The organism is Amycolatopsis sp. AA4, from assembly GCF_002796545.1.
Classification (GTDB): Bacteria; Actinomycetota; Actinomycetes; order Mycobacteriales; family Pseudonocardiaceae; genus Amycolatopsis.
On record NZ_CP024894.1, the window covers coordinates 487216 to 513415 of the forward strand.

The window sequence follows — 26200 nt, forward strand, 5'->3', positions numbered from 1 at the left end:
TTTGTCGCTTCGTTACGGCCGTCGGTTGCGGAACGACGCGCCGAGCATCAGGATCCCGCAGAACACCGCGCCGCCCGCGATGATCCAGCGGAAGTCGAAGGTCGGCAGCCAGCTGGAGCCGTCGGTGAGGACGTAGCCGGACACCAGCAGCGTCGCGACCCCGACGATCAGCGTGATCCAGTCGACCCCGCGGCGGCGGCAGGCCGGGGCTTCGGGCTCGTCGTAGGAGTACGGGTTCTCAGCCACGGCGCACCTCCACCTGGCCCACGCCGTTGGTGACGTGGAGCGTGATCTTCTGTCCGCCGACGTTGTCGTCGCCGTTGTCAGTCCCCGTGATGGCCGGCTGGCCGACCCCGTTGGACGTGCGGTTCAGGCAGTCGACCTCGCCGGCGCTGTTCTCGCAGGTGAAGGTGACGTCCGCGGTGCGCGGCACGATGACCTCGGTGTTCCCGGCCCCGTTGGAGACCGTCGTGGTGACCGGTTCGCTCGCGACCAGCTGGGTCAGGTCGATCTTCATGTTGCCCGCGGTGTGCCGGTACACCGGCTGCAGTTCGGCCGCCGTCCGCGGGGTGGCGTACAGGTCGCCGACCCCGCCGCGCACGTCGAGGTTGTCGAACGTGCTGGTCGTGAGCACCATCCCGGCGATCGACAGCGGGATCGCGAGCCCGATCAGGCCGCGCGCGCCGCGAGCGAACGCCCCGGCCACGAGCCCGACGCCCAGCACGGCGAGCGTCATGCCGATGATGTGCCGCAGCGAGAACCAGTCGAACCCGTTCAGCGAGAGCGCGACGCCGATGCCCGCCACGATCACCGCGACCCCGAGCGTGGCGGCGCCGATCTTGGACCGCCGCCGCGGCGTCCTCGGCACGGAGTTGTTGTAGTCCCCGCTCGGCGGCGGCGGAGGCGGCGGTGCGGCCGGGTCGGGCAGATCCCAGCCCGCCGGGTCGGCGGCCAGCGGATCCCAGCCCGGTGCCGCCGCCGCGGGAGTCGGGGTGTCGCTGTTCATCGTGAAAGCTCCGGTTCCGGAAGCGGTTCCGTCCGCCGCGAACGCGACGACCGGCGCCGGTCGGTTGTCCTGCCCGCGGGTGCGATGCAGGAGATAAAGGCACGTGGCGAGCAACGCGAACCCGATCAGGCCGCCGCCGTCGAACCAGCCGCCGCCGAAGGTCCACCCGACGACCGGAATCAACGCGACGGTCAACACGGCCGCGAAGGCCTTCGTCATGCTCGACTGCCCGCGCCCGAGCAACGCCTCGAAGCCGGAAACCTCGTCGCCCTCGGAGGGGAAGAACAACCACCCGAGCAGGTAAAGCACCAGCCCGAACCCCCCGAACACGGTCGCCGCCGCCAACGCGACCCGGATCACCACCGGATCGATCCCGTAGCGATCCCCCAGCCCAGCCGCGACCCCAGCAACCTTCCGACCCGAGTGCGGCCGCCGAGGCCTGCTGGCCCAGAAGTCCTTGACGGTCTCCTCGAACCCGTTCAGGGGGTTCGTGCGCGGAGGCCGCACGTCGTTCGCACCACTCATGCCGTACAGCATGGTCGACTGGCGGGGGCGGCACATCGGGGAAGGTCCCTGAGGTTATCCCCGAGATGGGTCCCTTGCTGAGGGACGGGGGTCGGCGATGTCAGCTCTCAGGCAAAGACCGCGTGGGATTGGCGCCCAGGTCGCGGGGAGGGAAGGGTCACCCCTTGGGCAGGAGGGGGTCCAATTTCTTGGTCAGGTCTTCGGCCGTACCGCAGGACGCGGCGGTGTCGTTGCCGCCGGTCACGATGATGATCGCGCGCGAACTGGACTCGACTGACATGGAAATCGAGCATTGGCCGCTCGACCCCAGCGGTTCGCGTTCTTCGATGAACGAGCGCCCGTTAAGCGTTCCGCTGCGCGCCTTTCCGGGATTGTTGATGTTATCCGTGTAGCGTTGTCCTTCTTGCAAGAGGAGTCCGATAGAAGTGGCATTTATTCCGCCGCTGGCTTTTTGGGTTACGCAGGCTTTTTGGCCTTGTGCTATCGACGGGGCTGCTTTAGGGAATCCTGCACCGCTGAGGATCTGGTCCAGGAGCGCGCATTGATTTCTGTCGGAAAAGGGATTTCCGGACGAGGCGGAGGGATGGGGAGTAGCCGGGGCGGTCCCGCTGGGCTGGGCGGTGCCGTCGACGGTGCTGCCGCATGCGGTCAGAGCCAACGCTGCTGAGCCGAGCAGAAGAGCGGCTTTCGGGGTCCGAAATTTCACTGGCTGTCAATTTTCTTGTTGAGTTCAGCAAAGGACACCGAATGTGCGCTTTCGGTTTCGCGATAGTTTTTCCGCGCGATGGAGAGAGCTTCTTGGGCGGCGTAGACGGCCTCTCTCATGAGGATGAGGTTGGGGATCATTGCCTCGTGGTCGCCGTTTGCTACTTGGACATTGAATTTCGCGACGGATCTCCCGTAGTCGAAATTGCCCATTTCTGCGGCTTTGGTGAGTGTATACATCTCGTCGAGCATCCGGTTGTGCCCGCTCAGGAAGAAGTCGCACGCCGCCATGTACGCGCGGAACCCCTCCTCATTCACCGCGAACGACCCGTTCTGCGCCAACGTCTTCAGTGTGTTCCCGGCCGTCTTCATCTTCTGCGCGGCCTCATGGCTACCCGGGCCTTCGGTCAGCCCGGCCAGGAAGTCGTTGCCCGCCGTGCCCGCGGCGGGAGAGCTTCCGGCCACCGGCTTCTGGTCCCAAACGATGTCTGCCATCGGTTGCTCCTAGGTCTGCTCGAAGGAAGGGGTCAGCCGCCGAGAACCGGGGGCGTGATCTTCTCCCCGTCCGGTCCCCGCTCCGGCTTGACCTCGAAGACCTCGTCCGGATCGATCTGCGTCGGGATCTTGTTCTTGTGTTCCTTGTCCTCTTCCTTCTTCTTCCCGGCACCCGCCGCACCAGCACCAGCGGCACCCGGTTTCCCGCCCTTTCCAGCGTTCGCGGCGGCAGTAGCGCCGCGCTCAAGCCGTTCGGCGGCACCCTTGCCACTGGACTCGCCGGGCTTTCCGGAACCACCCGAACCAGCCCCGCCAGTCACCCGGCCACCGGCACCGCCCCGGCCAGCACCGCCTCCCGACCGGCTGCGCGGAGTGTCCTCACCGGAGCCGGAGTTCCCACCGCCGCCTCCGCCTAAAGCGAGTCCCTCCGGAGAGAGCCGGCCGCCGATGTTCGGCGGCGTGCGCAGGTTGTTGCCGCCCCCGGTGAGGCCGGTGTTGCCGAGCGGCCCGGTGCCGCTGGTTACGCCCGGCCCGGGGCCGTAGGGCACTCCGGCCGGAGGCACGCCGGGGGTTCCTCCGGCCGGCGGGCCGAAAGTGTTCATAGCTGGACCGCCCAACGGCGGATTCGTGCCGTTGAAGCCAGTCGCTGGCCCGCCGGTAACCGGACCGCCAGGCCCGGCATAAGGCCCGCTCGACGTCCCGCCGGGCACAGTCACCGGCGAAGCACTGCTCGCATGAGTGCTGTCGTTGTTCATCTGCGGCGGCGGCGAGTAAACCGGCTGCGTAGCCGACGTCTCGTGATACGTCGTGTCCAACCCATGCATCACCTGGACCGCCTGCTGATGCGCCGCGTCGGCCTGTTGCTGCGTGGCCGCCACGTCGCCCATCGCGATCACGCCCTGCAGCGGGTTGCCGTTCTGGAACTGCTCCGTCGCCTTGGCCATCTCGGCCTTCTGGTCGAACCCGGTCGGCTCCGGCATGTTCTTGTGCGCGTAATCGGCCGCCGCGGATTGCTGGGAGTACCGGTTCGACACCAGCTGCATCGCGCTGCCGGTTTTCTCCGTGTGATCGGCCGTGCTCTGGAAGAACGAATGCGCTTGCGTCGCGGCCGTGCCCTGCCACTCCGCACCCGCGGTACTGGCCGCGGCGCGGAACTGGTTGGACACGTCGGCGAGCCAGTTGCCGTAGAAGTTCGTCACGCGGCTGCGTTCGTTGATGCCCTTGAAGTCCAAGCCCTCGTTGACCATTTTGTGCAGGTCTTCGTGGCTGTACGACGCGTAGTTCGCGTCCGGTGCCGGCGCGTCGCCCCTGGTCTGCTGACCCTGGAGCAGCTGCTGCCCCTGCTGGACCGAGTACTGCGAGGCATCCCGCTCAGTCGCGCTGCGCGTCTCCGGCGAGTCCTCGCCGACCGCGAAAATCTGGTGCACGTTCTGCGTCCGGGCGTAGTAATCGCCCGCGGACTCGACGTGCTCCGCGCGATGCTGCTCGGTCATCCGGCCTCCCCGCCCCGTTTACGCACTGTGATCGCTCGCCCCCTGCATCGTACCGAGTCCCGGCGGGCGGCAGGAGGGTTCGCGGAATTTCGCCCGCGCGGCCATCTGGGGGAATGGATCAGGGCCTTCCCCGATGTCCGCGCCGCTCCCGCGTGTGACGATGGGACTCGTGCAGGACTTTCTCGACATCAGTGCCCCAGGGCGGGTTTCCTCGACCGCGGAGGAGCCCTCGGCACTCATGTCCGCCCCGGCGATGGAGGTCGCCGAACCCGAAGCGCGGCCCAAGATGTACCGGCGGCGCTCCGGGCGGGCCGTCGCGGGCGTCGCGAGCGGGCTCGCCGACCACCTCCGGGTTCCGGTCGTCTGGGTCCGCGTCGTGTTCGCGTTGCTGGCCGCGCTCAACGGGGCGGGCCTGCTCGCCTACGGCCTGCTCTGGGTTTTCGTGCCGCAGAGTTCCGAGGAAAGCGAAACCGCGCCCAAGGCCCGCGACCGGCAGCAGGCGTACGGGCTGATCGCGCTCGGCATCGGGCTCGCGATCGCCAGCAGCACGCTCACCGGCGCCATCCGCGGCTGGGTCGCGGTGCCGATCGCGCTCGCCGCGCTCGGTGCGGCCGTCGTCTGGCGGGAGGCGGACGAATCGCAGCGGCGGCGCTGGCGCGTCGGGGCCCGCGACGGGCTGGTCGGCGAGGGCGGCAGGCTCGCGGCGTTCGTCCGGATCCTCGCCGGGGTCGCGCTGGTGGCCACCGGCATCGGTTTCGTCGTGTTCGCCAGCGGCGACTTCGACCAGGTCAAGTTCGCCCTGATCGCGGTGCTCGCGACGCTGATCGGCGTCGCCGTCCTCACCGTCCCGTTCTGGCTGCGGCTGGTACGCGACCTCGGCGAGGAACGCCAGGCCCGCATCCGCACCGACGAACGCGCCGAGATCGCCGCGCACCTGCACGACTCCGTGCTGCAGACCCTCGCGCTGATCCAGCGCCAGGCCGACCAGCCCGCCGAGGTCGCGCGCCTCGCCCGCGGCCAGGAACGCGAGCTGCGCGGCTGGCTGTACGGCCCCGGCGGCTACGGCAAGCCCAGCGACAAGCGCACCAAAGAAGAGGAAGAGGGCACCCGCCAGCAGCTGTCCGAGGCGCTCGCCGCGGCGTGCGGCGAGGTCGAGGACCAGTTCGCGATCTCGGTCGGCCAGGTCGTGGTCGGCGACGCCGAGCTGAACCCGCCGCTCACCGCCCTGGTGCAGGCCGCGCGCGAGGCGATCGTCAACGCGGCCAAGCACGCCGGGGTCGCCGAGGTCAGCGTGTTCGCCGAGGTCGAGCCCACCGAGGTCACCGTGTTCGTGCGCGACCGGGGCAAGGGCTTCGACCCGGACGTCGTGCCCGCCGACCGGCACGGCCTCGCCGACTCGATCCGCGGCCGGATGGAACGCCACGGCGGCACCTGCAAGCTGCGCACCGCGCCCGGCGAAGGCACCGAAGTCCAGCTCGCCATGCCGGTGAAGGCGGGCAAAGGGGTGGCATGACCTCGCTATGCTCGGGGACAGGCGAAGCGAGGGAGTGGGCAGTCGTGACGGAGAGCCAGCGGGAACCGGTCAAGGTCTTCCTCGTGGACGACCACGCGTTGTTCCGTGCGGGAGTGCGCACGGAACTCGATTCGATCACCGACGAGGTGCAGGTCGTCGGCGAGGCCGGGTCAGTCGCGGAAGCGGTCGCCGGCATCGCGCGCACCCGCCCGCAGGTCGTGCTGCTCGACGTCCACATGCCCGACGGCGGCGGTGCCGAGGTGCTGCGCCGCGTGCGCCCGGAGCTGCCGGATGTCGTGTTCCTCGCGCTGTCGGTGTCCGACGCCGCCGAGGACGTCATCGCGGTGATCCGCGCCGGCGCGCGCGGCTACGTCACCAAGACGATCTCGTCGAAGGAACTCGTCCGTGCGGTCGTCCGGGTCGCTGACGGCGACGCGGTGTTTTCCCCGCGCCTGGCCGGATTCGTCCTCGACGCCTTCGCCGACCGTCCCGGCTCCGCGCCGATCAACGACCCCGAACTGGACCTGCTCACCCCGCGCGAGCGCGACGTCCTGCGCCTGCTCGCCCGTGGTTACGCGTACAAGGAAATCGCGTCCGAGCTGTTCATCTCGGTGAAGACGGTGGAGACGCACGTGTCGAGCGTCCTGCGCAAGACCCAGCTGTCGAACCGCTACGAGCTGTCCCGCTGGGCCTCGGACCGCCGTCTCGTCTAGGCCGGAGTCAGTTCCTCTTCCGGGGCCACCGCCGGTTTGCGCTGCAGCCGCGTCAACGCGACGCCGAGCAGCACCACGACCATGCCCGCGATCACGCGCAGGTTCAGCTGCTCGTGCAAGAACACCGCGCCCAGCAGCACGGACACGACCGGCAGCAGATAGCCGACCACCGACGCGGCCACCGCGCCTTCGCTCGCCAGCAGCTGATAGTTGAGCGCGAACGCGATCCCGGTCGAACCGAGGCCGAGGATGACCACCGCGATCATCGCCACCGGGCTCAGGTGCACCGGCGTCAGCCCGCCGAACGGCATGGCCAGCACCAGAAATCCGGTGGCCAGCAGCATTTGCCCGGCCGCGATCGCGTACGGCGAGGAGCCGGTGTTCGACAGGTACCGGCCTTCGTAGACGAACGCGAACCCGTAGCTCGCCGCGGCGGCGAGGCAGGCCAGCGCGCCCCAGCTGAGCAGCCCGGACGCCTGCCACGGCGCGAAAATCAGCAGAATCCCGGCGAGGCCGATCACCAGACCGGCGATCCGCGTCGCGGTCATCCGGTTCGCCGCCCCCAGGAACGGGGCCGCCACGAGCACCCACAACGGGGTGGTCGAGTTCAGCACCCCGGTGATGCCGGAGTCCACAGTGGTCTCGCCGACCGCGAAAAGCAGGAAGGGCAAGGCATTGTGAAAGAACGCCGCGACGAGCAGATGCCCCCAGGTACTCCGTTGCGCGGGCAGGCTCCGGCGGCCGATCAGGCACAGCGCGAGCAGCACCGCCGCGCCCAGCACAAGCCGCGCGAGCACCAGCTGCACGGGAGAAAACGCTTCGAGCCCGAGCTTGATCCAGAAAAAGCTCGAACCCCACATCAACGCGAGCGCCGCGATCCTCAGCAGCGTCTTCGTCTCGCCCACCCCAGGTTCCTCCTTCGCCTCGCTAGCCAGCTTTGCCGCGCCGAGGTGTAAGGACAAGCGAAAATAACTGCAGGGACGCTTAAGCAAAGCTGTAGGATTGCGGCCATGCTCGATGTACGGCGCATGCAGGTGCTGCGCGCGGTGATCACGAGCGGTTCGATCACTGCCGCGGCGAGGAATCTCGGCTACACGCCGTCGGCGATCAGCCAGCAGCTGGCGGTGCTCGAACGCGAAGCGGGCACGCCATTGCTCGAACGCGTCGGCCGCGGCGTCCAGCCGACCCCGGCCGGGACTCTGCTGTCCGAACACGCCGAGACGCTCAGCGCGGAGCTGGCCCGAGCCGAGGCCGCGCTCACCGAGCTGAAGGAAGGCCGCACCGGCAAGCTCGCCATCCGCTACTTCGCCACCGCGGGCGCGACGATGGTGCCGTACGCGGTGGCCGCGCTGCGCCGCGAACATCCCGGCGTGTGGCTCGACCTCAAGCTCATCGACCCGGGCGACCCGCTCACCGAGGTCGAGGAAGGCCGCGCCGACCTGGCGATCATCGTCTACCCGCGGCCGTCCGAGCCGAGCCGGGGCATCGAGCTGGTGCCGCTGCTCGACGATCCGTACCGCGCGGTGCTGCCGCGGGCGCACCGGCTGGCCCGCAAACGCGTCCTCGACCTGGCCGACCTCGCCGAGGAACCGTGGGTCGGCGTCGACCCGATCCCCGGCGCCTGCCGCGCGATCCTGGAGGGCGCCTGCGCGTCGGCCGGGTTCCATCCGAACGTCGTGGTCGAGTCCGAGGACTATCCGTCGGCGCAAGGGTTCATCGCCGCCGGGCTCGGCGTCGGGCTGGTGCCGGAGCTGGGGCTCGGCACGCCGCATCCGGGCGTGGTGGTGCGGCGTATCCGCAATCCGCAGCCGAGCAGGCACATTCACGCCGCGGTGGCCGCGCGCGTGGCGGGCAGTCCGGCCGTGCAGACGTTCCTCGAAGCCATGCAAGAGGCGATCGAGAACGTCGCCTGACGCTGGCTCAGACGAACAGCAGCTGCGAGACGCCGATCCCGATCAGGATCGCGCACAGGATCGCCGCGACGGTGAGGATGATCCGCCGTCGCGCCGCCGCCTTCTCCCGGACCGCCTGCGCGGACGCGGCCTGCTGCGCCGGAGTGGGCGTGTACCGGGCGGTCGGCTGCTGCATCGGCTGCATCGGCTGCGCCGGTGCGGGAGCCTGCGGCACCTGCTGGACCGGAAGCTGCATCAACGGAGCCGGTTGCTGCGGCGGCTGCGGCGGGAGGATGTGCTGCGTGGCGTTCGGCTGGATCTGCTGGGTTGGCTCCGGAACGTTCGGCTGCTGCGCCGCCATCGGCCGCGACGCCGGAAGGGTCGGCAGCGCGGGCGCGGTCGGCGGGATGAACGCGGTCTGCTCGCGTCCGACAGTGATCGCCTTCAGCGCGTGCACGGTGTCGTCCATGGTCGGCCGGGCAGCCGGGTCGGCGCGCAGCATCTTCTGCAACGCGCCGGCGAGCGGGCCCGCGTTCTCGGGCGGCCGCTCGGGGGACTTGCCGTCGTCGCCGAACGGCGGCACACCCTCGACCGCCGTGTACAGCGTCGCGCCAAGGGAGAACACGTCTGCAGCTGCAGACGGAGGCGCGCCGCGGGTGACCTCAGGCGCCCGGTAAGCGGCGTGCGGACCGCCGCCGGTGATGCCGATGTCGGTCAGCTTGACGCTGCCGTCGTCGGCGAGCAGCACAGTGTTCGGTTCGAGCGTCCGGTGGACGATGCCCGCCGAGTGAATCGACGCCATCGCGTCGCCGAGCTGGATGCCGAGGAACGCGGCCTGTTCCGGAGTGAGGCGGCCGTGTTCGGCGAGGAACACCGACATCCCGCGCGACGGGATGTACTCCATCACCAGCCACACGTCCGGGCCGTCGGGCAGCACGTCGTACACCGTGATCGCGCACGGATGGTCGATCCGGGCCGCGGCCTTGCCCTCTTCCATCGCCATCGCGCGCGCCTGTTCGGCACGGTCCGGCGGCAGGCCGACGGGCAGGTACATGCGTTTGACGGCGACGGTCCGGAACAGCCGCGTGTCGAACGCGAGCCACACGATGCCCGCGCGGCCGCGCCCGATCGGCTGGTCGAGCCGGTACCGCTCGCCGACGATGCTGCCTTCTGAACTCAATGCTGTCCCTGAATCATCCGCCGCTGGCCGAACTGGCCGTCGTTGGCGCCGACGATGCCGTTTGCTTCGAGCTGGTCGGCTTGTCGGCAGTGCTGTCCCGTGTCTTCGTGGGCTGTTCCTGCGTCGGAGTGTCCTCCGCAGTAGTAGGCCGCCGCGAGTGTCGCGTCGACTGGGTCTCGCGGGTCGCGCTTTCCCGGAAAGACGTAGGCGGGGACGTGGTGGTTGCTTCCGAAGGCGGCTGTGTGACGGACGTCGGCGCGACCGCGGACGACGAAGCAGGCGGCGCCGGCTGCGAAGCGTCGGGCGGGTTGCCCGGGGTCAGCAGCCACACGCCCAGCGCGACCAGGCCGATGACCACGATGGCACCGATGATCGCGGGCTTCTTCCACGCGCCGGGTTTCTCGTCCTCTTCGTCCTCGGGCGCGGTCTGCACGCGGGTCCGCGGCGCGGGCTCCTCGTACGGGTCGTCCTCGTAGCGGTCCGGGACGGGGACCGCGCGCGTGGCGGCGAGGCCGTTGCGGCTCGGGTCGCCGTAGAGCGGCGGCTCCTGGTGGTAGCCGTCCTGCTGGTAGCCGTGGTCGTCGTAGTCGTTCTCCGGGTAGCCGGAGCCCGGCGGGTACGGGTCCTCGTCGTAGTACTGCTGCGCGCTCGGGTCGTACTGCTGGGTGACGCCCGGGTCGTCGAGCAGCGTGCCGGAGTGGCCGGCCTGCTCGTCGTCGGGATGCAGCAGACCTGCGGCAGCCGCGCCGCCCGCCGCACCGAGCGCGGCCGCGCCGAGAGTGCCCGAGGACGAGGCCATCATCGTCTCGTCGGCCGGGCCGCCGAGCGGGGTCTCGCCGCGCGCGACCGCGGACAGCAGCTCCTCGCATTCCTCGGCGGTGGGCCGGTGCTGGGTCTCCGGGTGCAGCAGCACCGCGAGCACGCTCGCCAGCGGACCGGACTGCCGCGGCGGGTTGATCTGCCCCGCGGCGACCGCGTGCAGCAGGCTCAGCGTGTTCTCGGACAGGCCGAACGGCGGCTGGCCCTCGCACGCGGCGTACAGCGTGGAGCCGAGCGAAAAGACGTCCGATTCGGGACCGGGGTCGCCGCCGATCGCGACCTCGGGAGCCAGGTAAGCGGGGGTGCCGGCGATCATCCCGGTCTTGGTGACCGTGACGTCGTCCTTGGCCCGGGAGATGCCGAAGTCGGTGATCTTCACCGTGCCGTTGCCGGCGAGCAGGATGTTGCCCGGCTTGATGTCGCGGTGCACGATGCCGACCGCGTGCGCCTCGCGCAGGGCGGCGGCGATCTGCGCGCCGATCCGGGCGACCTCCAGCGGCGGCAGGGTGCCTTTCTCCTGCAGCACCTGCGCCAGGCTGGTGGAAGCCAGGTATTCCATGATCAGGCAGGGCTGGCCGTTGTCGTCGGTGACGACGTCGAACACGGTGATCGCGTTCGGATGGTGCAGCCGGGCGGCGATCCGGCCCTCGCGCATGGTGCGCTGCCGGGCGTCCTCCGCCTCGTGGTTCTCGAGCCCGGGCTGGAGAAGCAGCTGCTTGATGGCGACCGTACGGCCCAGCACCTCGTCGTGGGCGCGCCAGACAGCCCCCATCGCGCCGGAACCGATTTTCCCGACGATCCGGTACCGGCCGGCGACCAGACGACCCTCGTCGCTCACGCGACCTCCCTTTGGGGCTCCGACTTCCCAGAGCGGGACTTGTCTACCCCGAAGGGGTGAGTTCGAACCCGCCGCAGCACCGGAGCGTAGGCACCTGCTGTGGACCGTGTGCCGGTTTTGCCGAGACCGACCCGTGACAAGGCTAGGCGCTCACTCTGCGCACATGCACGCGGTACACGTGCCCCGACCCGGCATCACCACGTTCGCGCAGGTCAGGAGTAGACCGCGGACAGGACGCGAGCCTGGGAGATCACATCCTGCTCGACGACGTCGAACAATTGGGTCACGCGCACCAGCGTGCCGTCGGCCTGGTGGACGAGCGCCACGGCGAAGACCGAACCGTCGTCCTGGACGTGCAGTTCCTGGACGTCGATCGAGTCGGCCCCGCTCCACGCGCGGACCAGGTCGCCCATTTCGCCGCGCGCGACGTTCGGGGTGAGCAGCGAAAGCGCGTTCTCCGGCTGGTGGTCGATCGAGGCGTAGAACTTGCGTACCGCTTCGAGCTTGACCGGGTTCGGCGCGGCCGCCGACGAGGTGGCGGACTTCTTGTGCGATTCCGCCAACGACGGGGCGCTCGGCGAGGAAGCCGAGGTGCCGGAGGTGGTTTCCGGCGTGGTGGTGCCCGAATTCAACGGCGTCGTGGTCGCGGAGTCGGTGTGCTTGGACTGCGTCGTGCTTTCGCTCTGCCCCGACGTCGTGCCGCCGGACGAGTGGACCTTGCGCTGCTGCGGCACGGCCTGGCCGCCGAGCGCGGCCGCGCCGCTGAACCCCGCGGGCAACGCGGCTCCGCCGGCGACCGGCACGGTGGGCCGCGGACCGCCGGTGAGCAGCGAGGCGGTGACGACGGCGCCGGCGACGAGCGCGCCCGCCCCGACGAGCCCGGCCAGCTTCGCGCGGCGGGCGAGCTTGCTTTCGGGCTCCTCGACGGGCGTTTCGTCGCGGACGATCGGCCGGCGGGCGCGCGGCGGCAGGTACTTCTGCGGTTCGCGGACCACCTGCTCGAGATATTCGCGGTCGGCCTCGGCGACGTTCTCGAGCAGTTCCGGCGGGATCACGTCCTCGACGCGCACGGCGTCGGGTTCTCGCCGGGTTCGCTGCCGTTCAAGCACGAAAGTCCTCGCTCTGGGGGTTCGGGGCGGGACCCGGCGCGGTGGCGGGGCCCCCGGGCGGTCCGGGGCGATTCGTGGTCGGCCCAGACCTCGTAGTCGCCAGGTAACCCTGTGCCGACAGGCGGCCGCCAGCCTCCGTCGCCGGAATGCCGCCGTCGTACGACGAACGGCAGCTTATGTCACCCAACCGGACGAGGGAACAACCGCTCACCGCACCGCACGTGCATCGGCATTTGCAGACAGTTGCAGGTCAGCGCCCGTCGTCGGTGATCTTGCCGTTGTCGTCGAAGGTGAGCGTCTGCTGCTCGGTGCTCTTGTGCCCGTCCTTGTGCGTGACCTCGACCGTGTTGACCGTGGTGCCGTGCTGCGGGTCGATGGTGACCTTCTTGACCTCGAAGTACGCGACGTCGGCGTAACGCTTGCGCAGCCCCTGCGGACCCTGCTGCTTGAGGTCGCCGGACGTGACCGACGAGGCCTCCGACGGGTCGGTGGTGACGGTGTTGAAGAACTTCTCCGAGTTGTTCCCCATCGTGTTCGCGTCGTTGGTGGTGTAGAACGGCGGCTCTTTCGTTTCCCGCTGAGCGGGAGTGACCGGCGGCTTCTCCGGCGGCTCGCTGGACGAGGGGGAGCCGGTCGTTGTCGGCGCGGAGGTCCTGCTGCCGGTGCCGGGGCCGGCCGACGTGGTCACCTGCGCCGAACTGCTGCCCGCCGAACTGCTCGGACCGGTGCCTTGCTGCGGGTGCGTGCCGTCGCCGTTGTCCGAGGTGACGCCGTCGGGGCTGGTGCTGGAGCCGTTGTGCGGGACGTTGCCGCCGACCCCGCCGTGCTGCCCGTTCGGGATCAGCGCGCTGAGGTTCGGGTTGCCGCCGTTCTGCCTGCCCGGCCAGCCGCCGCCCCCGACCGCGTCGGTCGTCGTGGTGGCGGGGCCGCCGACCAGGAACGTCCCGGCGAACAACAGCCCGACGACCACCGCGCCGGACGCGCCGGTCGCGAACCACGCCGCCTTGCGCCAGGTCTTCGGCGGGGTGACCGACGCGGGCACCGAGCCGAGGTCGAACGTGCCGAGGCCGTCCACCAGCGGCGCGGAGTACACGCGCACCTCGTCGTCCTGCTGTTCTTCTTTCTCCTGCGCCGAAACGGACGGTTCGCCGAGGATGACGCGCTGGCGCCGAGGCGGTTCTTCCGCGACCGGGTTCAGCTCGACGCGTTCGCGCGGGCTTTCCGTGCGGTTGGCCAGCGCGGCGGAGGTGGTGGCGACGCGTTCCTGCCGGGTGCGGCGGGTCGGCTGGGGGAGTGCGCTTTCCGGCGGGGCGAAAGCGAGGTGCTCCTCGGGGATCCGGTCCTGCGGGGGAGCGAAGGCGGCGCGGGATTCGGGCCGCCGGGCCGGCGGGGCGGTCTGGGGCGCGGGGGCCCGGCGGGGAGAAACGACGGTCTGGTCCGGTTCGGCCAGCCGATCCAGGGCGGCGGCTGGGCGGCGCGGGGGTTCGGCGGGGGTTCGGCGGCCGCGCGGCTCGGGCGCGGCCCGGCGGCGCTGCGGCTGCGGCAACGGGGGTTCGCCGATCGGCAGCGTGCCGCTCGCGCTGGGGAAGACCGGCTGGTTGGGGGCCGGGCGGTTCCCGTCGTCGGGCACGCGGTTCGCGCGCGGAGCCGGTGCGCCGCGCTGCTGCGGATTCTCGCTGCCCCGCTGCGCGGGAGCGCCGGCGACGGCGGGCGCGGAACCGGTGCGGTGCCGGTGATGTCCGGCGGCGCGGGGCGGCACCACCGGGGTCCAGGTGCCGTCGGCGCGGACCCGGTGCCGTCCGGGAACGGTGACCTCGGCGTCCGGCACCGCGCCAGGACGGCCGGCGTGCCGCGGACCGCCCATCGTGTTTCCCGTCATGCCGGTCCGACCCCTCCGCGAGAGAGGCGTGACGGCGCCGGGGGGCTCGTCAACCCGAACGGAGCAGGGACGAGGAGAACTACGCTTGCGTCCACACTTGCGAACTCCCGAGCAAATGCACGCGCACGCGGAGAACGGCGCGCGGAGCCGCAGCTCCCGCGCGTCCTCCGGGCATAGCCCGGCGCGGCCGCCAGGGTCCTCACGGGTTTCACAGTAGGAAACCGGCAGGCGAATGTCTTCACCCATCCTGCAACTTGCACCGGTTTCACTCGACCGGGCGCGCCCGAACGGGCGGCACGTCACGCAGCGCAGCGTGCCGCCGGGCGTTTGCCCAGTTCGGGGCCTCGTCAGCCGCCGCTGCGGTACTTCGCCTGCGTCGACTGAAGGGCCTTCACCGACGTCGCGCCGCTACCGACCGCGATGACGATGGAGAGAATGTCCAGCACGACGTTGCCGGAAGTGAGCAGCCAGGCGAACAACGAGGCCGCCGTGGCGCCGCCGGCCAGCGCCCAGCGGCTGCGCACGTACTGCGCCACCGGAGCCCCGCCCGCCCGCTTGCCCGCCGCGTTGTTCAGCAGCGCCAGGTAGCCGACGTGGCCGAGGGCCGCCAGCACGCTCGCGATCGCGATGATGACGGCGATGAGGTTAATCATGTGTCCAGTCTGCCCGGTTTCCCCGCCGCGCGAATCGGGGATGCCCCGGATACCGCGTCAGCGGCCGAGCCTGCCGCGGCCGAGGTTCAGCAGCAGCATGGCCAGCTGACGGCCCTCCGGACCCAGTTCGCGGTAGCGCGCCAGCACGTCCATCTCGCGGTTGTAGACGATTTTCGTGCCGCCCGCGGCCATCCGGGCCGCGCCGATGGTCTTCGACACCTCGACCCGGCGCTTCACGAGCCGGAGGATTTCGGAGTCGAGCCAGTCGATCTCCTCGCGAAGCGACGAGATGTCCTCGCCCGCCGGGGTGTGTTCGGCGGGCTGTCCGTCGGCGTTCTGCGTCTGCGCGTTCATCGGGACCTCTCTGAAGTCCGGACTCCCGGTTGCCCAGGGACGGCGAAAGCCCCGGGTCCAGTGGACTCCGGGGCTGCGGGTGATGGCGGGTGGGGCACTACGCGATCACGGGAGCCGGAGTCCGGGTCCCGTAAAAAAATCGCTCGTTGCTGTGCCGCACGGATTCAGTATGGCACAGGCGCGCCCGGCCGCCGCCGGAACGTCCGCACCCGCGCGTGCAGCACCAGGCTGATGAACAGCCAGAACAACGGCATCGCCGGCCAGAAGAAGAACGCGCCGCTGATCGCCCAGCGGACGATCAGCAAGGTCGCGAGCACGGCGACGATGCCGAGGTGCACGCGCAAGGCCGGATGCTCGCGCAGCGCGGCCCGGGTCAGCGGCCAGCCGCCGCCGCTCGGCCGGATCGGGGCCGGGCGGGGGAGGTCCGCGGTGAGTTCGCCGAGTTCGTCGGTGTAGCGGGTGGCGTAGACCGTGCGCAGCCGCTCTTCCACCTCTTCGAGAGTGAGCCGTCCGTCGGAACCGGCGGCCTGGATGGTCTCGGCGACGCGCTCGCGGTCGCCGTCGGAAGCCCTCAGCCGGGCGGGAATCTTGTCGTCCATACCGTTCGATGCTCCGCGCCGCGGCCTCGCTGCGCGTCGGACGCGAGGCGACACTGCGGCGTACGTCGACAAGCGCAGGCCGACCCCGTGGCTGTTCCGGGACTGTCGTACCCCCGGGGTAGCGTTGACAGACGATGGACACCCTCTTCGATCTCCCCGCAGACCCGCCCGCCCGCGCTGCCCGGCCGGGAACCGCAGACCTGCTCGAGGACCTCAACCCCGCCCAGCGCGAGGCGGTGACGCACGCCGGAGGTCCGCTGCTGGTCGTCGCGGGAGCCGGATCGGGCAAGACGCGCGTGCTCACGCGCCGGATCGCCTACCTGCTCGCCGAGCGCGGCGTGCACCCGGGCGAGATCATGGCGATCACGTTCACCAACAAGGCCGCCGCCGAAATGCGCGAACGCGTCGCGGCGCTCGTCGGCAAGCGCGCGAACGCGATGTGGGTGTCCACGTTCCACTCGATGTGCGTGCGGATCCTCCGCCGCGAGGCGAAAACGCTCGACATGTCGTCGAGTTTCTCCATCTACGACTCGGACGACACGAAGCGGCTCATCACGCTCGTGGCGCGCGATCTCGACATCGACCCGAAGAAGTACGCCGCGCGCACGCTCGCGGTGCACATCTCGAACCTGAAGAACGAGCTGGTCGATCCGGAACAGGCGGCGTCGAAGGCGGCCAACGACCTGGAGCGCCGGGTCGCCGAGGTCTACGCCGAGTACCAGCGCCGGCTGTCGAGCGCGAACGCGTTCGACTTCGACGACCTGATCATGCGGACAGTGTCGCTGCTGCAAGCGTTCCCGGACGTCGCGGAGTACTACCGGCGGCGCTTCCGGCACGTCCTGGTCGACGAGTACCAGGACACCAACCACGCGCAGTACACCCTGGTGCGCGCGCTCGCCGGTACCGAGGCCACGGACACCGGGATCGAGCCCGCCGAGCTGTGCGTGGTGGGTGACGCGGACCAGTCCATCTACGCCTTCCGCGGCGCGACCATCCGCAACATCGAGGAATTCGAACGCGACTTCCCGAACGCGCACACCATTCTGCTGGAGCAGAACTACCGCTCCACGCAAACGATCCTGTCCGCGGCCAACGCGGTCATCGCCCGCAACCCCAACCGGCGCGCGAAGCGGCTGTGGACCGATTCGGGCGACGGCGAGAAGATCGTCGGCTACGTGTCGGACAACGACCACGACGAGGCCGCGTTCGTCGCCGGGGAGATCGATTCGCTGGCGGAGAAGGGCGAGGCGGACTACTCGGACGTCGCGGTGTTCTACCGCACCAACAACCAGTCGCGGGTGTTCGAGGAAATCTTCATCCGGCTCGGCCTGCCGTACAAGGTCGTCGGCGGCGTGCGGTTCTACGAACGGCGCGAAGTGCGGGACATGATCGCGTACCTGCGCGTCCTCGCGAACCCGGACGACACGGTCAGCCTGCGGCGGATTCTCAACGTTCCCAAGCGCGGCATCGGCGATCGAGCCGAGGCAGTCGTGGCCACGCACGCGGAACGGGAGCGAATCTCGTTCTGGGCCGCCTTGCGCGACGCGGTCGACGACAAGGTGGCGCTGCTGAACCCGCGCTCGGCCAAGGCGATCACCGGTTTCGTGACGCTGCTGGACGAACTGCAGGAAATGGCGTCGTCCGGCACCGAGGTGCACGACCTGCTCGAAGCGGTCCTGGAGCGCACCGGCTACCGCGCGGAACTCGAGGAATCCGACGACCCACAGGACGCGTCGCGCGTCGAAAATCTCACTGAACTGGTGACGGTGGCCCGCGAATTCGCCGAGTTCACCGCCGAGGTCACGAACGACGAAAACGCGGAACTGGTCCTGGACGACGGCGTCCCCGCTCCTGGCTCCCTGCCCGCTTTCCTGGAGCGGGTGTCCTTGGTCGCGGACGCCGACTCGATCCCGTCCCCAGACGGCGGCGAGGAAGGCGACGGCGGCGCGGGCGTGGTCACCCTGATGACCGTGCACACCGCGAAGGGCCTGGAATACCCGGTCGTCTTCTGCACCGGCTGGGAAGACGGGGTCTTCCCGCACATGCGCGCCCTGGGTGATCCGGCTGAGCTGGCCGAAGAACGCCGCCTGGCCTACGTGGCGATCACCCGTGCGCGGCAACGCCTTTACGTGTCCCGCGCCCTCACTCGGTCGGCATGGGGACAGCCGCAGATGAACCCGGCTTCCCGCTTCCTGGACGAACTTCCGCCGGACCTCGTCGACTGGCGTCGCCTGGAACCGTCCTCGCCGGGCTTCGGAAACTTCGGCTCCTCGTCGGGTTCCTCGTCCGGCCCCCGAGCCGCGACCACGTGGGGCCGCCGGTCGTCCTCGTCGTCGACGTCTTCGAGTTCGCCGTTCGGCAAGGCGTGGAAGGACACGGTGGCGCTGAAGCTGGACGTCGGAGACCGGGTAAGCCACGACAAGTACGGCCTGGGCACGGTCATCTCCTGCGACGGCATCGGCCCGCGCGCGACGGCGACGATCGACTTCGGAGCTTCGGGAAAGGTCCGGCTGATGCTGATCGGCAGCGTACCGATGGTGAAACTCTGACGGCTGCTGCCTTTTCGGTCAGGGTTGCTGCTTCTTCGGCTAGGGCTGCTTCTGCTTCTGCGGCTGTAGCTGATGCGGCTTCGGCTGTTGCGGTTGGTGCTGCCTTGGGGGTTTGATCCTCCGTGCCGTGCCGTGCCGTGCCGTGCCGTGCCGTGCCGTGCCGTGCCGTGCCGTGCCGTGCCGTGCCGTGCCGTGCCGTGCCGTGCCGTGCCGTGCCGTGCCGTGCCGTGCCGTGCCGTGCCGTGCCGTGCCGTGCCGTGCCGTGCCGTGCCGTGCCGTGCCGTGCCGTGCCGTGCCGTGCCGTGCCGTGCCGTGCCGTGCCGTGCCGTGCCGTGCCGTGCCGTGCCGTGCCGTGCCGTGCCGTGCCGTGCCGTGCCGTGCCGTGCCGTGCCGTGCCGTGCCGTGCCGTGCCGTGCCGTGCCGTGCCGTGCCGTGCCGTGCCGTGCCGTGCCGTGCCGTGCCGTGCCGTGCCGTGCCGTGCCGTGCCGTGCCGTGCCGACGAGAACCGTTGTCTGGGACCCGATTCTTCATATCTTCGCTCGGTAGCGGCGATTCGCCCCAAGCTGACTCGCCTCGACGAGGAGTGGCTGCGCCGATTCCGCAACGCTCTCAGCTCCTCTCCGCCTTGGCGCGACCGCCCCTCCGAGCCATCCGCACCCCTGGCCCGTTGCGGAGCCCGTGCCGGTGCCGTGACGCTTCCCCCGGCGAGGCTTTGCGTGAAGCCGTTTGCCATGGCGCAGCTCCGGCCTCCGCACGACGCTGCTCGCGCGGGGCTCTGCCACCCTCGCGGCCTGCCCAAACAACTCTCGCCCCGATGCCGCGACGCCCTCTCCCGGACATCTTTCGCCGGACCGAGTGAACTCCCCAGCGAACCTGTCGATCTTGTCGGTCCCCTCCGGCATACTTGACTTCATCGAACACAAGTTCGATGAAATGCGGTAGGCTGCGGAAGGGACGCAGGGGGATGGACGCGGTGCTGTTTGGGGTATTTGCCGCCGGGGTACAGGAGTACTTGAGGAGAGTCGCGGGGACGGTTGCTGTGGGGACGGCGACCCGGCCAGCTCGGGACGTGCCAGGGGATGTGGCACGGCTGGCCGCGGCATGGTGCGCGTTGCTACGGCAGCACGCATTGGGTCCAGACGGCAGATGTGTCGTCTGCGGAGGAACGTCGCGTGCCGACGAGGGCGTCGCGCGATGGCTGCCCTGGCGAAGACGCGCTGACCTGTGCACGGTGTGGCAGGTAGCAGTCGCCTACTTCGTCCGTCGCCTACCGGGCAACGATCCATGACGCCCTCGCTCCTGGCGTGGCGGGAATCGACCTCAAGGCGCTGCGGTGAATTGGACCGACTGACCGGCGGCTAGCCCTTGGTCGTCGCGGCACGTCCTAATGCGGATCTTGCCCTTGCCGCTTCCGTCGAGCAGCGACTGGCTCTCTTGTTGCAAGTAGCGGTCCATGGCCGCGAGAATCCTTGCGTGCGAAGGCGTTTCCGCCGCTAGCCCTTAGAGCGATCCATGCGGATCAAGCTCAGTCGAGAGCTATGCGGCGGCGAATGCCACCCGTGTCAGTCGCCCTGCGGGAAACCCGGCTCAGCCGACGTTCACGCCGCGGGCAGCGAGCCACGGACGCGGGTCGATCTTCTTGGTCCCGTCCTGCCACACCTCGAAGTGCAGGTGCGGGCCGGTGCTCTCGCCGCGGTTGCCGATCTCGGCGATCTGCTCGCCGCACTTGACCTTCTGGCCCTCGCGGACGGAGAAGCTGTTCATGTGGCCGTAGACCTGGATGGTGCCGTCGTCGAGCTGGATGCGAACCCAGAGACCGAAACCGCTGGCGGGGCCGGCCTGGATGACGGTGCCGTCGGAGGCGGCGTAGATCGGGGTGCCGATGGAGTTGGCGATGTCGATGCCGAGGTGGCTCGTGCCCCAGCGGGCGCCGAAGCCGGAGGTGAACGTGCCGTGAGCGGGCATGCAGGTCTTCGGGCGGGCGGCCTCTTCGGCGGCCTGGCGCGCGGCTTCGGTTTCCGCCTGCACGCGAGCCTTGGTGACCTTGGCGGCGTCGGCCATCTTCGCGGCTTCGGCGGAGGCATCGACGGCGTGGCCGGTCGGCAGCAGTTCGGGAGCTCCCCCGGAGCCCGCGCTGCCGAGGGTGAACGAGGCGCTCGCGTTCTGCGCGTTGGCGAGCGGGGTGACTGCGGCGTCGGAGTCTCCACCGCTGGTGGCCTTGAGGGTCTGCCCGGCGGCGGCTGCGGCGAACGCGCCGGCCGCGACGGCGGCGACCACGACCCGCCCGCGAAGGGCGGAGGAGGGCGGGGAGATGCGGTGCTGGCCCCGGACGCGGATGACTGCACCGTCCAGTGCGTCTTTCAGCGCCGGGGAAGGAGCTTGGCCGCCGGGGGAGCGGTGTGAAGCCAAGACAGGGCCTTCCATTGTCGGGGAGCCGGGTCGAAGCGAACTCGGGCGGGGGATCCCGTGAACGAACCTCGGGGGTGATTCGCTCAGCGTTCTGCTTCGTGACCTGACTGTAATGGGGACCGGAGGACAGTAACGAAGCGGCGCCTCAATGAGCAAGACGCGACCCGGCTTTCGGCCGAAAGAGTGGCACGCATCGAGCGTCTAGCTGTGGAAACTACCCAAAGTTAATCGGAAACTACTTCGCCGCATGTGGCTTGAGTCACATACGTTCGGATGGCCCAGTGCTCCCAGGTGCCCTCCCGGCGGCCTCGCGGGCGAAATAACCGGCCACCCGAGTGCGTTGAAGCAGTTTCACGCCGAATCTTGTGATGCCCATCACGGTCACTGCTCGCGGCAGTGTGGCCGATCACCTGCTTTCCGGGCGGGTTCCAGTCCTGCCAGCACTCCGTTTGCCGGTCGGTCGTGCCCGCCGTCTCTGCTCGTAGAGGTGCGGTCGGTTGCCCCGCTCTCCCCGACAGGTACCCGCGATGCCCGGCGGCTCATTCCGGCAGATCGTCCTCGCCGTCGCTGCTCACGGCGGTGCGGCCGGTCACTCGTTCTTCCGGCGGGTCCCAGCGGTGCCAGCACTCCGTTTGCCGGTGGAGTCGTGCCTGTCGTCGCTGCTCGCAGAGGGGCGGCCGGTCACCTGCTCTCGCAGCAAGTCCCCCGCGATGCTCGGGGGCTCGTTCCGGCAGTCCGTCCTGGTCGTCGCTGCTCACGGCGGCGCGGTCGGTCACCTGCTCTCGCAGCAAGTCCCCCGCGATGCTCGGGGGCTCGTTCCGGCAGTCCGTCCTGGTCGTCGCTGCTCACGGCGGCGCGGTCGGTCACCTGCTCTCGCAGCAAGTCCCCCGCGATGCCCGGCGGCTCGTTCCGGCAGTCCGTCCTCGTCGTCGCTGCTCACGGCGGCGCGGCCGGTCACCTGCCCTCCCCGGCAGGCCCCGGCCGTCCCTGTCCCCGATCCCCGGCGGACCGTCCCCGCGGTCTGCCGAAGCCTGTCGCAGTTCCCCTCCGCGACCTGGCCGATCGCCTGTCCCGGCAGGCGCTGGCCTTCTTCGTTCCTGGCAGGTCCTCCCCGGCCTGCCAGGAACGAAGATCGCGGCTCCCCTCCGCGAGGTGGCCGTTCACCTGCCCTCCCCGGCAGGTCTCGGCCGTCTCCATCTCGGTCCCGGCACGTCGTCCCCACGACCTGCCGGCACCCGCCGCGGCTCCCTCCGCGGCCTGGCCGGGCGCCTGCTGCGAACAGGCATCCGACCTCGTCCATCGCCCCCGCGATGTGTCCCCGTGCTTCGTCCCGCACCGGAGTGACGCCCCGAACGCCACACCCTTACGCGACTTCCCCGAAGTTTTCCGCGACGCTCCCTCCGGCACCCCGGTCCCTCTGCCGTCGAGACCTCCGGCCCACGCGCCTCTTACGCGGATCGGCGGAATTTTTTCTTCGCACCCCTCAGACGCGTGGGGACCGCCCGAGGTTCATCCGGCGGGGAATTCACCTGGAAGTGCATTCCGGCCTGGTCGAGGCGGCCCTGCTGTCCCCGCGCCGGCACCGGTACTTGCTAGCGTCGCGAGCGATGACTCCGCCGACCCCAGAGCCTTCCGACGGCGATTCCGCCCCGGACGCCCCGGACACCCCGGGCCGTCCCGCCGGACCACGGCGTCCCAGCCTCGCCGAGCGCAAGGCCGCCGCCCGAGCCCGAGCACGCCGCGACGCCAGCCGGGCGAAATCGGATCCAGCCGACAGCCCCGCCGACTCGCCCAGTCACCGCGGGACGGCATCCTCCGGACGTTCGGCATCCTCGTCCGGCGGCGAGCCGAATTCGGCAAGCCCCGACGATTCGTCTCGCCGCAGCGAAGCGACGCCCGGGGCAAGCTCATCCGGCCTTGACGAGTCGAGCCGTCCCGGGACAGCTTCCGCGGAAAGCTCAGCCAATCCGTCCAACCGAGACGAGGCCGCGGCAGAAAGCCCGGCCAGCCGTGGAGAAGCGGCACCCTCAGCCAAGCGGCAGTCTGACGAAGCAGCTCGAACCAGCCGTCAAAAACCCGCCGCCATCCCGGCCGAGCCGAGGTCCGCACCCAGGACCATCCCCAGCCGCCAAGACCCAAGCCGCCAAGACCCAAGCCGTCAAAGCAGGCAAGGCGACCTCCTCCTCGACCTCACCGATCAAACCCCCTCCCCAAGACTCCAAGCCGCCACCGCGCTCCTCGGCGTCGGCTCCCTAGCCCTGGCCGCCGGCGCCATCGCCCCGGTCTCGCCCGACGCCGGGCCTGGCTACCTCTCCTGGCCGCTCCTCGCGATCCTCGCCGTCGTCCCGGCCGGGATCGCGGTCGCGGCGGCTCGCAGCGGGCGGCACGGGCTGGCCGCCGGTCTCATCACCGGGCTCGCCGCTCTCGCGCCGGGGCGGCTGGTCCTCGATCTTCAGTTCCTCGTCAACGGCTCCAAAACCATCCGCCCCGAGCTGTACCTCCCGGACCGGCTGCTCGACCGCAGCGGGGTCGGCATCGGGTTCTGGCTGCTGATCGCCGGGCACCTGCTGACGCTCGTCGCCGGGATCGTCGCCGCACGGGTCGTGCGGGAGCGCAACGAGATCGCGGGCGGCGACGACCAACGCCGCTGGCGGCTGATCATTCCGCTGCTCGCCGTAGTCGCCGCGGTCGGATTGCTGATGACCCCGGTTCTCTCGGACGACCCGTTTCTCCTTGCGCGGTCAGCATTCGAGGGCCCCGGGCTAGCGCTCGCCGGGTACCTTCTCCTCGCCGGTGCGCTGCCGGTCGCCGCGGTGCTGGGGGTTTTCGCCGGATCCGACGGGGTGGCTCGCGGGACGCTCGGCGGGATCGTCGCGGCGACGCTGGCCGTCGCGGTGCCGACGTTCGTCGCCGGGCTGGCCGTGTCGGGGCTGGAAGTCTCGACGGGCGCGTATCTCGCCGTCGTGCCGATGGTGCTGGTCCTCGTCCTCACTCCACTTGCGACACCGCAGCAGACGCAAACCGAACGCACCGACCTGGCTGGCGAGGCCCGCGTCCCGGGGCTCACCATCTGGCGCGCGCTCACTGCGCTCACCGCGTTGCTGACCGGAATCGCGGCGGCGATCGGCGCGTACGCCCCGCAGCTCAACAACAGCACAGACAGCCCGGCCCGCCTGCAACTACTCGTCGCGGCCGTTCTTGTCGTGCTGCCAACACCTTTCCTGCTTGCGAAGCGCACCGCGCCGTTCGCGCGCGGGGTGCTCGCCGTGTTGTGGGCGGGTGTCGCGCTCGCGGGAACCGCAGTGCTCAGCACGGCCATCACCGCCTCCGAGGCGACGGGACTCGGCGGACTCGGCGGCGCGATCAGTTACCACCTCGGCGCGGGAGCCGTTTTCACCGCGATCGCGCTCGGGCTCGCCGGGCTTACCGGATTGGCCGCGGTGATCACCGGAGTCGTGGAACGCGACGACACCGGTACCGAAGGGCCGCGATCCACCGCGGTAATTCCGGCCGGAATCACCGCGGTACTGGCGATCGCGACGTTCGGCACGCCGGTGTTCACCGCGCAGGATTACGCGCCGCCCGGGCTCTGGTCCGATTTCGACACCCCGTCGTGGGGATTGCTCGCCGCGCTGCTCGTCGTTCTCGGCACCCTCGGCTTGAGCGTTCGTTCCCGGCCCGGTGCCGCGGCGGCGGGGCTGACCGGGGCGGCGGTGCTCCTCGCCCTGCACGTCACCGAGATCCCGCTGGTCAGTTCCCTTTTCCAGGCCGCGAAGCCGGGCATCGGATTCTGGCTCGGGCTCGCGGCGGTCGTCGCGGCAGTGGTCACCGCTGGCCTCGCGGCGGCCGGGGCGAAGAAGTGAGTCCGCGCCGCGTCGTCCTCGTGGAACTGGCCGAAGAAACGGCGGCGATTCCGCTGGCGCGAATGCTGCGCGACGCCGGTTTCGAAGTCGTCCACGTAGGACACCTCGACACGGCGGAAAAGATCGTGCGCACCGTCGAACAGGAGGATCCAGACATTCTGGGCCTGCTTGGCGGCCCGGTTCCCGAGGGCCTCGCCGAAGCGCTCTCCGGCACGAACGTCGTCGAACTGGGCGGGGAAAGCGCCGAAAAGGCCGCCGAAATGCTTGTCGGTGGGCGGTCTCACACCCTCGGCACACCCTCTGACCGCGCACGGTGACCGACTTCACCAGGTGCGGCGTCCCCTGCGTCTGCGCTGGTCGCTAACCTCGACTGGTCCGACAGCGCGGTCCGGAAAACGGACCACCACAGTGGCGTGTCGTCAGGAGACTGGAGTAGTGGACCTCTACGAGTACCAGGCGAGGGATCTCTTCGCCGCCCACGGAGTACCGGTTCTGCCGGGCGCCGTGGCAAGCACCCCGGAAGAAGCCAAGGCCGCCGCGGAGCAGATCGGCACCCAGGTCGTCGTCAAGGCGCAGGTGAAGGTCGGCGGCCGGGGCAAGGCGGGCGGCGTCAAGCTGGCCCAGACGCCCGACGAGGCGAAGGAGAAGGCGGAAGCCATCCTCGGCCTCGACATCAAGGGCCACATCACGCACCGCGTGCTGGTGGCGGAAGCCTCGGACATCGCGTCCGAGTACTACTTCTCCTTCCTGCTCGACCGCGCCAACCGCACCTTCCTCGCGATGGCGTCGTCCGAGGGCGGCATGGAGATCGAGCAGCTCGCGGTCGAGCGCCCGGACGCGCTCGCCAAGATCCCGGTCGACGCGATTAAGGGCGTCGACAAGGCGACGGCGCTCGAGATCCTGAAGGCCGGCCACTTCCCGGCCGAGATCATCGACGAGGCCGCCGACGTCGTGGTGAAGCTGTGGGAGACCTTCGTCTCCGAGGACGCCACCCTGGTCGAGGTCAACCCGCTGGTCCGCGACCCGCAGGACAAGATCATCGCCCTCGACGGCAAGGTCACGCTCGACGAGAACGCCGCGTTCCGCCACCCGGCGCACGAGGAGCTCGTCGACAAGCAGGCCGAGAACCCGCTCGAGGCGAAGGCCAAGGCCAAGAACCTCAACTACGTCAAGCTCGACGGCGAGGTCGGCATCATCGGCAACGGCGCGGGCCTGGTCATGTCCACTTTGGACGTCGTGGCGTACGCGGGCGAGAAGCACGGCGGCGTGAAGCCGGCCAACTTCCTCGACATCGGCGGCGGCGCGTCGGCCGAGGTCATGGCGGCCGGGCTGGACGTCATCCTCAACGACACCGACGTGAAGAGCGTGTTCGTGAACGTCTTCGGCGGCATCACCGCCTGCGACGCGGTCGCGAACGGCATCGTCGAGGCCCTGAAGATCCTGGGCGACGAGGCCACCAAGCCGCTGGTCGTCCGCCTGGACGGCAACAACGTCGTCGAGGGTCGCCAGATCCTGGCCGACGCGAACCACCCGCTGGTCACCGTGGTGGACACAATGGACAACGCGGCCGACAAGGCTGCCGAGCTCGCCGCGGCAGGTGCGTGAG

22 protein-coding genes are annotated in these 26200 nt (G+C 70.0%); 7 read left to right on the plus strand and 15 right to left on the minus strand.

Annotation, left to right across the window (positions count from 1 at the left end; translation table 11 throughout):
* Window positions 1-12: 12 nt before the first annotated feature.
* From CU254_RS02485 to CU254_RS02505, 5 genes are all read right to left on the minus strand, one after another.
* Entirely contained in the window at window positions 13-246 is a 234-nt protein-coding gene (locus tag CU254_RS02485) for a hypothetical protein (protein ID WP_009072450.1), read from the minus strand.
* Window positions 239-1531 carry a PspC domain-containing protein gene (locus tag CU254_RS02490; RefSeq protein ID WP_037716467.1) on the minus strand — a complete coding sequence of 431 codons (1293 nt, stop codon included), beginning with the start codon at window positions 1529-1531 and terminating at the stop codon, window positions 239-241. Before CU254_RS02490 ends, CU254_RS02485 begins: the two co-directional genes overlap by 8 nt.
* 157 nt (window positions 1532-1688) lie before the next feature.
* Window positions 1689-2237 (minus strand): DUF3558 family protein, encoded by a 549-nt coding sequence (locus CU254_RS02495; protein WP_078560684.1) that lies wholly within the window; start codon window positions 2235-2237, stop codon window positions 1689-1691.
* Window positions 2234-2731, minus strand: coding sequence for a hypothetical protein (locus CU254_RS02500; protein ID WP_009072452.1), 498 nt, complete (start codon window positions 2729-2731; stop codon window positions 2234-2236). The genes CU254_RS02495 and CU254_RS02500 overlap by 4 nt, the downstream gene beginning before the upstream one ends.
* Window positions 2732-2763: 32 nt before the next feature.
* Window positions 2764-4224 carry a hypothetical protein gene (locus tag CU254_RS02505; RefSeq protein ID WP_009072453.1) on the minus strand — a complete coding sequence of 487 codons (1461 nt, stop codon included), beginning with the start codon at window positions 4222-4224 and terminating at the stop codon, window positions 2764-2766.
* Window positions 4225-4378: 154 nt separating this feature from the next.
* Here CU254_RS02505 and CU254_RS02510 point away from each other — a divergent pair, with 154 nt between their 5' ends.
* A complete protein-coding gene (locus tag CU254_RS02510; RefSeq protein WP_369871129.1) occupies window positions 4379-5737 on the plus strand; it encodes a PspC domain-containing protein in 1359 nt (452 codons plus the stop codon).
* A complete protein-coding gene (locus CU254_RS02515; protein WP_086024861.1) occupies window positions 5734-6450 on the plus strand; it encodes a response regulator transcription factor in 717 nt (238 codons plus the stop codon). Before CU254_RS02510 ends, CU254_RS02515 begins: the two co-directional genes overlap by 4 nt.
* Here CU254_RS02515 and CU254_RS02520 read toward each other — a convergent pair.
* On the minus strand, window positions 6447-7355 hold the full coding sequence (locus CU254_RS02520) for a DMT family transporter (protein ID WP_037712308.1): 909 nt from the start codon (window positions 7353-7355) through the stop codon (window positions 6447-6449). The two genes, CU254_RS02515 and CU254_RS02520, sit on opposite strands and share 4 nt — an antisense overlap.
* Window positions 7356-7460: 105 nt before the next feature.
* Here CU254_RS02520 and CU254_RS02525 point away from each other — a divergent pair, with 105 nt between their 5' ends.
* The gene (locus tag CU254_RS02525) at window positions 7461-8363 is read left to right on the plus strand and encodes a LysR family transcriptional regulator (RefSeq protein WP_009072460.1); all 903 of its coding nucleotides are present in this window, start codon (window positions 7461-7463) and stop codon (window positions 8361-8363) included.
* Between the two features lie 7 nt (window positions 8364-8370).
* Here the strand turns inward: CU254_RS02525 and CU254_RS02530 are convergent, their stop codons facing one another.
* From CU254_RS02530 to CU254_RS02560, 7 genes are all read right to left on the minus strand, one after another.
* Window positions 8371-9522 (minus strand): protein kinase, encoded by a 1152-nt coding sequence (locus tag CU254_RS02530; RefSeq protein ID WP_009072462.1) that lies wholly within the window; start codon window positions 9520-9522, stop codon window positions 8371-8373.
* Window positions 9523-9535: 13 nt separating this feature from the next.
* The gene (locus tag CU254_RS02535) at window positions 9536-11179 is read right to left on the minus strand and encodes a serine/threonine-protein kinase (RefSeq protein WP_009072463.1); all 1644 of its coding nucleotides are present in this window, start codon (window positions 11177-11179) and stop codon (window positions 9536-9538) included.
* A 212-nt stretch (window positions 11180-11391) separates the two neighbouring features.
* Window positions 11392-12288, minus strand: a complete 897-nt coding sequence (locus CU254_RS02540) for a hypothetical protein (RefSeq protein WP_009072465.1) — start codon at window positions 12286-12288, stop codon at window positions 11392-11394.
* A gap of 250 nt (window positions 12289-12538) precedes the next feature.
* Window positions 12539-14167 carry a hypothetical protein gene (locus tag CU254_RS02545; protein ID WP_199785760.1) on the minus strand — a complete coding sequence of 543 codons (1629 nt, stop codon included), beginning with the start codon at window positions 14165-14167 and terminating at the stop codon, window positions 12539-12541.
* Window positions 14168-14514: 347 nt separating this feature from the next.
* Window positions 14515-14820: a hypothetical protein gene (locus CU254_RS02550; RefSeq protein WP_009072469.1), complete on the minus strand. Its 306-nt coding sequence runs from the start codon at window positions 14818-14820 to the stop codon at window positions 14515-14517.
* 57 nt (window positions 14821-14877) lie between these two features.
* Window positions 14878-15174, minus strand: a complete 297-nt coding sequence (locus CU254_RS02555; RefSeq protein WP_009072470.1) for a chorismate mutase — start codon at window positions 15172-15174, stop codon at window positions 14878-14880.
* Between the two features lie 164 nt (window positions 15175-15338).
* Window positions 15339-15773, minus strand: coding sequence for a DUF1707 domain-containing protein (locus CU254_RS02560; protein ID WP_009072471.1), 435 nt, complete (start codon window positions 15771-15773; stop codon window positions 15339-15341).
* 134 nt (window positions 15774-15907) lie between these two features.
* Between CU254_RS02560 and pcrA the strand changes: the two genes are divergently transcribed.
* Complete coding sequence (gene pcrA / locus CU254_RS02565; RefSeq protein WP_009072472.1) at window positions 15908-18322, plus strand: DNA helicase PcrA; 2415 nt, start codon at window positions 15908-15910, stop codon at window positions 18320-18322.
* Between the two features lie 39 nt (window positions 18323-18361).
* Here pcrA and CU254_RS02570 read toward each other — a convergent pair whose 3' ends face one another.
* Complete coding sequence (locus tag CU254_RS02570) at window positions 18362-18853, minus strand: histone H1-like repetitive region-containing protein (RefSeq protein ID WP_234392798.1); 492 nt, start codon at window positions 18851-18853, stop codon at window positions 18362-18364.
* Window positions 18854-19909: 1056 nt separating this feature from the next.
* On the minus strand, window positions 19910-20599 hold the full coding sequence (locus CU254_RS02575; RefSeq protein WP_009072473.1) for a M23 family metallopeptidase: 690 nt from the start codon (window positions 20597-20599) through the stop codon (window positions 19910-19912).
* Window positions 20600-22338: 1739 nt separating this feature from the next.
* On the opposite strand from CU254_RS02575, the gene CU254_RS02580 reads away from it, so the two are divergent.
* The 3 genes from CU254_RS02580 (at window position 22339) to sucC (ending at window position 26199) form a co-directional block, all read left to right on the plus strand.
* Window positions 22339-24594, plus strand: coding sequence for a hypothetical protein (locus tag CU254_RS02580; protein ID WP_199785762.1), 2256 nt, complete (start codon window positions 22339-22341; stop codon window positions 24592-24594).
* A 20-nt stretch (window positions 24595-24614) separates the two neighbouring features.
* Entirely contained in the window at window positions 24615-24911 is a 297-nt protein-coding gene (locus CU254_RS02585; RefSeq protein ID WP_199785763.1) for a hypothetical protein, read from the plus strand.
* 118 nt (window positions 24912-25029) lie between these two features.
* Complete coding sequence (gene sucC / locus CU254_RS02590; RefSeq protein WP_037712311.1) at window positions 25030-26199, plus strand: ADP-forming succinate--CoA ligase subunit beta; 1170 nt, start codon at window positions 25030-25032, stop codon at window positions 26197-26199.
* Window position 26200: the final 1 nt, after the last annotated feature.